Origin of the sequence: Microcoleus sp. PH2017_28_MFU_U_A (assembly GCF_020738035.1) — a bacterium.
Lineage (GTDB): Bacteria > Cyanobacteriota > Cyanobacteriia > Cyanobacteriales > Microcoleaceae > Microcoleus.
In genome coordinates, this window is sequence record NZ_JAEQCX010000179.1 from 1 (window position 1) to 9950 (window position 9950).

Annotated in this window: 8 protein-coding genes; 5 read left to right on the forward strand and 3 right to left on the reverse strand. The window is 44.4% G+C overall.

Features of this window, described 5'->3' with window-relative positions; all coding sequences use genetic code 11:
* The 5 genes from JGK14_RS32475 to JGK14_RS32495 form a co-directional block, all read left to right on the forward strand.
* Positions 1-583 (forward strand): hypothetical protein (locus JGK14_RS32475; protein WP_325315944.1); only part of this gene is annotated, 583 nt, incomplete at its 5' end.
* Between the two features lie 334 nt (positions 584-917).
* Positions 918-1748, forward strand: coding sequence for a ParA family protein (locus JGK14_RS32480; protein WP_325315945.1), 831 nt, complete (start codon positions 918-920; stop codon positions 1746-1748).
* A gap of 630 nt (positions 1749-2378) precedes the next feature.
* Positions 2379-3536, forward strand: a complete 1158-nt coding sequence (locus JGK14_RS32485) for a ParB/RepB/Spo0J family partition protein (protein ID WP_325315946.1) — start codon at positions 2379-2381, stop codon at positions 3534-3536.
* Positions 3537-3572: 36 nt separating this feature from the next.
* Positions 3573-3755, forward strand: a complete 183-nt coding sequence (locus JGK14_RS32490; protein ID WP_293204109.1) for a papain fold toxin domain-containing protein — start codon at positions 3573-3575, stop codon at positions 3753-3755.
* Between the two features lie 298 nt (positions 3756-4053).
* A complete protein-coding gene (locus JGK14_RS32495; protein ID WP_325315947.1) occupies positions 4054-4725 on the forward strand; it encodes a hypothetical protein in 672 nt (223 codons plus the stop codon).
* Positions 4726-4887: 162 nt separating this feature from the next.
* Here the strand turns inward: JGK14_RS32495 and dnaB are convergent, their stop codons facing one another.
* The 3 genes from dnaB to JGK14_RS32510 all read right to left on the reverse strand — a co-directional run bounded on the left by dnaB (position 4888) and on the right by JGK14_RS32510 (position 9814).
* Positions 4888-6255 (reverse strand): replicative DNA helicase, encoded by a 1368-nt coding sequence (gene dnaB, locus JGK14_RS32500; protein WP_325315948.1) that lies wholly within the window; start codon positions 6253-6255, stop codon positions 4888-4890.
* A 621-nt stretch (positions 6256-6876) separates the two neighbouring features.
* Positions 6877-8649, reverse strand: coding sequence for a hypothetical protein (locus tag JGK14_RS32505; RefSeq protein ID WP_325315949.1), 1773 nt, complete (start codon positions 8647-8649; stop codon positions 6877-6879).
* Positions 8650-9241: 592 nt separating this feature from the next.
* Positions 9242-9814 (reverse strand): helix-turn-helix domain-containing protein, encoded by a 573-nt coding sequence (locus JGK14_RS32510; protein ID WP_325315950.1) that lies wholly within the window; start codon positions 9812-9814, stop codon positions 9242-9244.
* Between the last annotated feature and the right edge of the window lie 136 nt (positions 9815-9950).

A 9950-nucleotide genomic window follows, 5' to 3' on the forward strand; every position in this document is an offset into this window, starting at 1 on the left:
CCGACAGTATTACACTGCTGTCAACTCCCAAGAAACTGTATTAGATTTAAACTTATGGCTTCCCGAACCAGAACCAGAAGAAACTGCCACCAATTACAGATCTAGGTCAATTGCTTTGCTACAACCCGGTTCTGACGCCATCAACCAGATGCTTGCAGAACGCCAAAGGGCTGTAACACAACAAGAACTCGAACGAGAAAAAGCTATCCTCGCTCAAAAATATAGGGAACAAGTCGAGAAAGAACTGGTTGCAGAAAAAGCAGCATTGATTGCAGAGGAAGAAAAAGTTGCTCTGCTCTCCCAGTTAGCCGGCTGCTGCCTCGTCCTGGCGAATTGTTTGCAGGCGGATCTAAAAACCAACGAAGTCATAGGTTCAGAATGGCAGTTCCGAGTTCAAAACGGCTGCATAGAAATCAAAAACCAACACGGGTTTAATTTACAAACCTCACGCACGGATTTTACACGGTCGATCGCAAAACTTGCAAAGACCGAGTTGCAACAGTTGGCTGACTTCTCGGATTTGTTGCAAGCCACAGTGTACGATCGACTTGCGAAGCAGAAAAATGCGAATTTAGAACTTTAACTCTAACTCAAGACGATCGCCTAACTCTAACTCAAGACGATCGCCGAACTCTAACTCAAGACGATCGCCGAATTCTGATCCATGCCTAGTTGAAATTTCGCTCTGGCAACACCTGTTTCACACGCATCGTTCCTTCTATTTAGGCAAGCTCAAGTCTTAGGTTTTTAAGCCGAGCCGTGTTTCCCAATCTCGTCTCTAATTAGCTCTTGAGGTCGATCGCTAAAACACACATCTGATAGTATTTCAATCTGGTTATCGCAAATTTTCTCATATATCGATATATGATTGACAATCTCGCTCTACAATCTTTAAACCACTTACTTCATTCAACACCATGCAAATTCGATTAGCAGTTATCAGCAATGCTGGTGGCAGTGGCAAGACCACACTTTCAGTCCACCTCGCCTACGAACTAGGCTTGAAGGGTTTCCGGGTCGCCATCATGGATCTAGATCCCCAAGGATCGCAAACCCTTTTTTGCGGGCTGATGCCACCAGAACCAGAACACACACTGTCCGCCGTCCTCCGAGACGGCTTCAATGGCTCTTGGCCCCTCACTCCTAGCTGGACTTCCCACACCAATAATGTAACAGTTTGTCAGGGTGGAATGACGTTGACACAAACAGCAGACGAGTTAGTTTTGCACAAACGTGGCGCTTACCTTCTGAGCGATTGCCTGACCGACTATCCCCTAGAACACGACCTGATAATCTTTGATTGCCCCGCCACGTTGGGCCCTTTGCCCCTAATGGCGCTAGCTGCCGCCACTCACATAGCAGTGCCAGTACAGTTAGAACCAAAATCCATTCAGGGCGCGGCTCACTTATTGGAATGGTACTACCATCATTGCAAGCACTTGCGCCTCAAGCCCCAGCCAGAAATTATCGGGTTTGTACCTAACCAATACGATGCAAAACGAGCCACCCACCGACAACTTTTAGAGTCTTTGCCAGCTCAATTAGAGCAGATGAATATCCGCACTTTCCCCGCGATTCGGGACAGTGCAGAATTTATCAACGCCAGCGGGCAGGGATTGCCTTTACACATTTATCGCCCCCTTCATCCTGCCCTGGGCGACTTTAAGGAAATTGTCAAGCACGTAGCCAGTTTGATGCCAAATAAAGCTACTTCAGCAGACAACCAAAAGACCAAAAAGAAGAAGTAGCAGGACTTACGCACAGGCTATATCCCAAGCCAACCAAGGCCGAAAAAACCGCCAAGGTATAGCAACCGCCAGAGCCGCGCCGGACATTGATGATTGCTGAAACCTTTGATATACAAGTATTTTACTCCTGAGTCCTGACTCTTGACTCCTGATATCAATTGCGGTTGTACCGGATTGATTAAACCGCAGAGGACGCAGAGGATAAAGAGAAAGGGAAGAGAGAGACGAAAAATTCCGATGCCAACGGATTTGACATGACTCCTGACTCCTGACGAATGCTATAAATCTGAATTTGTCCCAGTGCCGACTCAATGGAGGAAGATAACGGTCGAATGCTTGGATAAAATGACGTAAAAGTTTGGTCAAAAATTCTAAACAGTGCCCCAGGCCACAGTCAAACTCAATTGTGGCTAATGCTCAAACGACTGGCAGATGAATAGAGATCAAATGAATTCCATAGGGTGCGCAACAAGCACATTACTACTGCGGGGACATTACTACTATGGGTAGTATAAAAATCGACTCATGTAGCGTAAGTCTTGAGCCTAGTTCCATTTTCGACTGTCAATTGCTTCTGTAAATAAAGCAAATTTTCTTTTGTTCACTCCCAATCAAAAATCTTAAATCCCTATGGCCGCCCGTAAAACTCCCGACTTGACCAGTTACTTTTCAGCAGCCAAGCAATCCATGCAGCTATCCGAGGCTGAGGAAGAAATTCAGAAATTAAGAACCGAAGTTGAAGAGCTGCGAAAGTCCGGTGCGGCCGAACTTGAAGCGCAGCTAGCTGCTCTGCGAGAGCAATTGCAAGTTGCGGGAGGGGTTCTCTCAGTTCCCCTCGACCAGATTCTACCCAATCCCGAACAGCCCAGGCAGACATTTTTGCCTTCTAGTATCGAATCAATGTCGCGCTCCCTCACGAGCGACGGGCAGTTAGAACCCATCATCTTAATTCAGCGGGGAGAGTTGGTAATCTTCGATGGAGAGCGACGCTGGCGTAGTGCTAAAAATCTGGGCTGGCCAGCCTTGGAAGCTGTTATTATTCCAGAGCCAGCATCTTTGCACCGCAAGGCGCTACTTACCTCTCTGCATAGAGAAGACCTCAATCCCCTAGACAAAGCTGAGGCGATTGTCCGCGAGTTAACTGCTTCTTCTGACTTAGAGCCTGCAAATATCCCCCGCATTCTCTCGACTGCTGTGCGGCGGTTGAACGTGCAAAAGCGCATGAATTTGGTTTCTGAGTTGGTGAGGGCAACGCCTGAAGAACAACGACAAGGTTTGGAGGTTTTAGACTTAGATGAGCAAGAGCGAACTGTAATGGAAGGTTTACTCGATTTGCAACTCAATCCGGCCTCGATTGATGCCAATATTTTTCCCATGCTGTCAATTGCGGCGGATCTAAAACTGGCGATTCGGAGCGGACTCAAGGGGGTTCACGCTATGGCTCTGTCTAAACTCTCTGCTAAGAATTTGGGAGTTTTACCAGAAGAGGCGGAGCCCATTCGAGTTAAGGCAACTAACCAAGTTTATGCCGAGAAATTGTCGGCTGCTCAAACACGTAAATTGGTGAAGGAAATTATCAATTCTAATCTCGCTAAGTTTCCAGCTTCGGCTCAGCAACTCAAGCAGGTTAGACTGGCTGCTGGGAATTTGAAGAAGCTGTCACCACAGGTATTGGAGGAGTCTGAAGTTGAGCAACTTGTGGAATTACAGGAGGTTTTGCGTCAGAAGTTAGCGGAAATTGAAGCTGTTTTGAAGCAAAATGCGATTGCCCAAAACTCTGTCAATTGACATACTCCCGCTAAACTCAAGCAGCATTCTTAGCTTTTGACACAGCATTATGGCATCGAAGTTCAAGGCTTAGTTTTCGATAATTTATCAGTTACAGGAATAACCCGCGAAGATTGGCTAAACGACTTTCAATCCATTAGTGGAGAATTCATCATTACAGAATTTGATAGTACAACTTTCAACCAAAACGAAGGTCAATCAAATGAGTCAACTTTATGAGATTCTCGCACAAATTAAAAACCAACCCACCCAATATTTAGGGCAAACTTCCCTGCCTCACCTGTTTATATTTTGGTAGTGCCCAGAAGGTAAGGATGGTTGAAACTCCCTGCCAGCAGTAATTTTATCGATTTATTGCCATGTAAAAAGAGGTAAGTACCTTCCCATAAAATAGCCCAGAGTACTTATTATTTCGTTGATGTCTTGGCTTTATAGCTGCAAATGCATGAAAAAAGCCAAGATACTTCTGGTCTGCGAGGTTGACTCTAATCTCTGAAAGCTTTACATGAAAAGAGTTGTGTCTATCCTTACCTACATGGGACTACCTATATTTTTAAATGGCTACAAAATAGCAAAGCGAGATTTACGCATCTCAATCACTTCCGAAGAACAGGAGTTTTATCGAGACTTTCAACCTTGGATTCACAAAAAATTAAAAGTCAAAACCGTTAACTCTTGGGCAAACATCATTCAACTTTTTTGCATCAATGATAGAGAAGCCTTCAATTACTTTTTTGAACTCCTTGCAGAATTTAACCAAGGAGAAAAACTCTCAGAGCCCACCTCCCTCAACGAATATGCCTGGAAAAATCCTCAAGCTACACCCTCAATTACAGCAGACAACAATTTTTATCAGCTTTTAGATAAAATCAAAAGTAGACCCGCCCTTTATCTCGGCAAGCGTTCTATCTTTAGTCTGCCAGCTTTTTTAGATGGTTATACTTGTGCCTGTCGCCAACTCGGAATTCCTGTTACTGAACAGGAACAAGAATTTGCCGAATTTCAAGACTGGATAGAAAAGCAATTTAACCAGCCATCTACTCAATCTTGGGCGCGAATTATCCTTTTTTATTCAAAAGATGAATCCCAAGCGCTTGATACATTTTTTCAGCTATTTGAAAATTTTTTACAACGCGAATCCTCGCTTGATGCCGACACAATCTCTCGTCACCAATTGTACCGAAAATAGTAATAAAAAGCAGCTAAATTCAATGCTTGAAAACTTATCAGAAGAAGCGCTTGCCCAACTTCGTGAATTTGCCGAATCTTTGCACCAACAAGAAAAAAGCCCAGTCTAACAATTTTCAAGGAAGTACAGATTAGGCTGCTGAATGTCAGTCCAAAGGCTGTGTCACCTTGCCAATTGCCCAAGTTTATAGATATTCCGAAACCGACAGCATTCAGCATCAAACAGCAACTTAACCGTTCCCGTCCCGCTATTCCGTCCTTTCAACGCAATAATTTCAGCCGTTCCCCGATCGGGAGAATCAGGATTATAATAGTCGTCCCTGTAAACTCCAAGGACAACATCCGCATCCTGTTCAATTCCACCAGAGCCACGCAAATCCGATAAACTCGGACGTTTGTTCGCGCGAGCCTCTACTCCCCGATTAAGCTGAGAAAGCAACAAAACAGGTACATCAACCTCCCGAGCCAAAATCTTCATCTGCCGCGTAATTTCGCTGATTTTATTGACAACATTTTCATCCGCCGAATTCACCATCAATTGCAGATAATCAACAATTACCAAACCCAAGGGGCCGCGCTCACAAACAAACTCCCTAACTCTGGAACGAATCTCCAAAGGAGATGGTTCCAAACTTTCGTCTATCCAAAAATCAGCATCGCTAACTTTCCCTAAAGCCGAAGCTAGCACTTCGTACTTACCAGCTAGGTTAACTTTCCTGATATCTTTCACCGACACCCCACTCTCAAGTGCTATTAGTCGCGCTGCCAAGTCCCGACCTGGCATTTCCATCGAAAACATCAAAACTCGACCGTTCGTGGGAAGGGAAGCAATGTTGTAGCCAAGGGCACAAGCCAAAGCTGTTTTGCCGCTGCCGGGGCGACCTCCTATGACAATCAATTCACCTCGGTAAAATCCCCCTCCCAGTAGGTCGTCGAGGTCGTAAAACCCTGTGCTGATTCCAGGAAAGTAGTTAGCAGTCTTCAAGCGCTCTTCCTCAATTTCATCTAGATATCGCCAAAGCTCCCCGCAGTATTCTGAGAGAGGCTGAATAGCTTTTTGTCGCTCTTCTTTGTACTTATTGAGGGCAAAAATCTTTTCCTCGACTTTATTTAGTATCGCACCTAATTCGCTGGAAGTTTCGTAGCCAAGCTGTACGATGTCATTACCAGCTTTGATGAGTTCGCGCCGGACAAACTTGTCCACAACTAGCAAAGCATATTGGTCGATGTTGACGGCTGAAACAGTCCGGTCTACGAGCATTGCCAGTTTGGTTAGACCTCCTACTACTTCCAGCAGGTTGTGGTTGTCGAGGAAGGTAGTGATGTTCATCAAATCTGTGGGCTGATCCTTAGAGTGCAGCGCTAAAGCGGCCCGATAAATATGTTGGTGAACTGTAATTGCCAATGCTTCGGGATGTAGAATATTTGCGACTCTTTTAATGGCAATTGGATCGATCAGAATTCCGCCTAAAACTGCTTCCTCTGCATCAATATTGCTCGGCATAATTTTGTCAACTAAACTGACTGCCATGTCTGGTATTCTCCTTTGATTTTGTTGCTAATTGAACTGTGGAAAAAGGGCGTTGCTGATTTAATGTATGAACAACTCAATGTGAAAAAATGAAGCAAGCGAGTCAGTCAATCTTCTGAATTTTCAAGTTATCCATTTTCATACCCTGATTAAGCAACGCCTCGAAAAAGTTGTGTAAAGGATTAAAAGCTGTCTAGAGAGGTTGGATAATCACTGTTTTCACAACTAAGCTATGGCCCAATACGGTTTACTTAAGAAGAATCTGAGTTGCAAAAAATGTCTATATTGCTTAGAAAATCGTCAGATGAAATTTCTAAAAAAGCGTTAAGTAAACCGTATTGAGCTATGGCTTTTCTCAAAAAAGTGAGGTATACCCACGGAGTCTTATGCCCTATGCCCTATGCTCATGAGTACCTCATCTTTCTGCAATACTTCGGACAGTTTTAGATCTAATCGAGTATCTCAAACCCTTGATGGTTATAGGGATGACTATTTTTTCAATCTTTAAGTCTAGCCCTGAGTTTCAAAAAATCATTAAAAATTCCAGGGCTTACGCTGTAACGCTTACAGAGTTGTTAAAAAACTGTCCGAAGTATTGTTTCTGAACAAGGCTATAAATAGCTAAGTAGTAGACAATTTGCTCAAAATTTGTTTTGCTTGCTGAGGAAATCGCTGTATCCACTGCAAGTAAACTTGCTGCTGAATACCTAGCGATACGAAAGCTTCTTCGCCTAGTTCTTGGAACTGTTTGAATAACTTTTGGTGAGTTTTTAATGGCATATAGTGAGGGTCAATATAATCCTCAGTTATTCTTGTTGTATGTGCAGAAGGAGAATTTTTTGGAACTGGAGAGGAGCCTGTTGAAGCTGGAGACGAAACAACATTTGCTGGGTTCGAGTTTGGAAAATCGTTAGTTTGTTCCCACCAACAACCTCGCAAACAGTCAACGATCCATCCAGAAGGGTTAGATATTTGCTTTGTTTGGCTTCTGATTTGCAGCAGGTTTACGGCTGCTTGGATTTCCTCTAAGTTGTACTGCAAGACGCAAACTCTCAATTCGGGATTCATCCCTCCTGTGGCTTGCATAACTATCTCGACAATCTGAGTCGCATCGGGGTTGGTAATTGCAACCGCTTCAGAGTTAGCAATTGCATTAGGGTCGGCAATTTCAGTCGTTTCGGAATTAACATTTGCAACCACTTCGATAATTTCAGTTACATCAGGATTGGCAATTACAACCGCTTCAGAAGTGGAAATTGCAACCACTTCGACAATTTCAGTTGGTTCGGAGTTACCAATCGCAACCGCTTCGACAATTTCAGTTACATCAGGGTTGGCAATTGCAATCGCTTCAGAAGTGGAAATTGTAACTACTTCGACAATTTCAGTTGCTTCGGAGTTAGCAATCGCAACCGCTTCGACAATTTCAGTTACATCAGGGTCGGCAATTTCAGTTGCTTTGGAATTGGGCATTACAACTGGTTCGACAATTTTAGCGACTTCAGGATTAACAAAGGAAGATGTTTCGAGATTTAACCGGAAAGTTTTGTTGGTTATTGTTGGTTCGGCGCCAGAGATTCTTTGATGGTCGAGGCTGTCGAGTTTTGTGGGTAGTTTTTGCGGGGGTTCGGAGGTCAAACCTGTTTGTTCTGAACTGCAAGGTATTGTCGCATCGTCGATCGCTTGAATCTTATCTGAATTAGTGTTCAGACATTCAGTCGTTGGGGCGGAACATTTATTCTCATCCAGAATTTCTAATTTTTCTTGTAAATTTTCATTTGACTGACTGGTTTTGGTCTGGACTTGAGTAGCAACTTTTGGTTCTACATTTTTTGGTTTTATATTTGCCTTTGCTAAATTTTCTTTTTCTTCAAAAAGATTTAAAAAAACAGCAGCAACATTTTCAGTGCTTTGCTGTCCTTTTTTATCCTTTGTAAAGAGTACGGCACTATCAGGGTTTGAACCCTCTGTTTGCTCAATTTTTGACTGTTGGCGTTGATTTTTTGATTGATTGCTCAGTTTTTGGAATTTTGGGTGGGTATGAATGAAGGGGCGAACTTCGCCCAGGTGCTGTACTGCTATGCGGAAAATGCCACGCCCATAGTTTTTGAGGATTTTGACCAAGCCGAATTTTTCGAGCTGTCTGAGGGCTGTCCGCCTGGTGTTGGCGCTGTAAGGTTTGCCGTTGCGGGCTCTTGTGGCTCGTTTTTCGCCTAGGGGGATGCAATGGATGTCGATTTCCTCTGGTTTGCCACCGATGCAGGTTCTGTACAGGTAGAGGGCGAGTTTGATGGCGCTGGGGGTAGCGCCTTCGAGTATGTCGGCTAGGTCTTCGTAAACTGCTGCGTGTCTGGCGAGTGGCGGCTTGTGCCAGGTAGTTGTAGCTACAACCATTTTTTCCTCCGACGTAAAAAATGTAAATGTCAGGAATTGTGGCAGTCGCAAGCCACACCAAAGAGACTGCTGTTAATTGGGCAGGGGGTATTGACCGCTGTTCAGTCATTTTCCACAGAAAGGTGGCATGGGTTCCGCAGCGCTACATTTGCACGCTTATTGGTGTGCGACTGTCTTTTCCATCTTGTCAGGTCGATCGTTGCGGTATCTGGCAGCGTATTTAGTCTTATCAGACTAATAAGAGTTGTTCTAAAAGCTGAAAACCATACGTAGTAAAACTTTCAAAAATGAAGTGTCGCGGCATCCTAGAGGTTTTGTCGCGGCATTCTAGAGGTTTTGTCGCGGCATTCTAGAGGTTTTGTTCTAACCGTCAAACCGGGAGCTAGTAGGAATTTGAGGGTAATTTTAAATACCTATTTTTTTTAGAACAAGTTTCAGAACAGTCCGAGCATTCTTCGCAGAAAAAATAAACCAGCCGGGAAAGGGTTGGTCTGTAGTGGCACCTTGATGAGAGCAAGTTGGATGAAGCCTATGGCGCTTCGTGTGAGAACCCCAGTCTTTCAAACTGGAGATGAAACGTAATCGCAGTACGTCAATCTGAGATGATTAGTAGGTGCCAGATTCGTGATTCCACTTCTGGTGCAGGGGTTCGCTCTCCACGTTCCAGCATGGATACATAACGCTGCGACATCCCTAGCCAACCTGCTAATTGTGCCTGACTCCAACCTTTGGCTACCCTTGCTTCTTTTATCTCATTGCTTGTCAGTTTAGGCTTGGAAGATGCTTTCAGGCGCGGCTGAACCTGTTTGAGTTCAGCCCTGGTTGCCAGCATTTTGGGGATAGGTGCTGGCGGATGGATGGTGATTTTAGCTGCCAACAGCGTGTCAAAGTATCCTATTTTTTTTCGAGACTTGCTACCAGGTCTCAGCCACTCTGGGTAAGTGTCTTGGTCAAACTCGATCTGAAACCCTCGCTTGAGTTTCAGCAGCACTTCCAGGCTGCGATTCCAGTTATTCGTCAGCTTGTAAGTTTGTTTGCGGTCTGACCGAGCTAGATCGATTACCGTTTGGGGCAATAGCGCTTGTAGGAGTGTCTCCACTTTGTAAATGCCACTGGTGTGGAATCGGCTTTCCATCGTCAGATGAAGTGCTAAGCGCAAAGCCATTTCATCATGGTAGGCGTCAATTTTGAGAATGTCCTGAGCTAAATAGGGCTTGCTGAAAAATCAATCACATATTGCGTGGCATAGGTTTAGATGGCGCGAGGGAGAAAAAAGTGCAAGATAAACAGGTAATATAGAT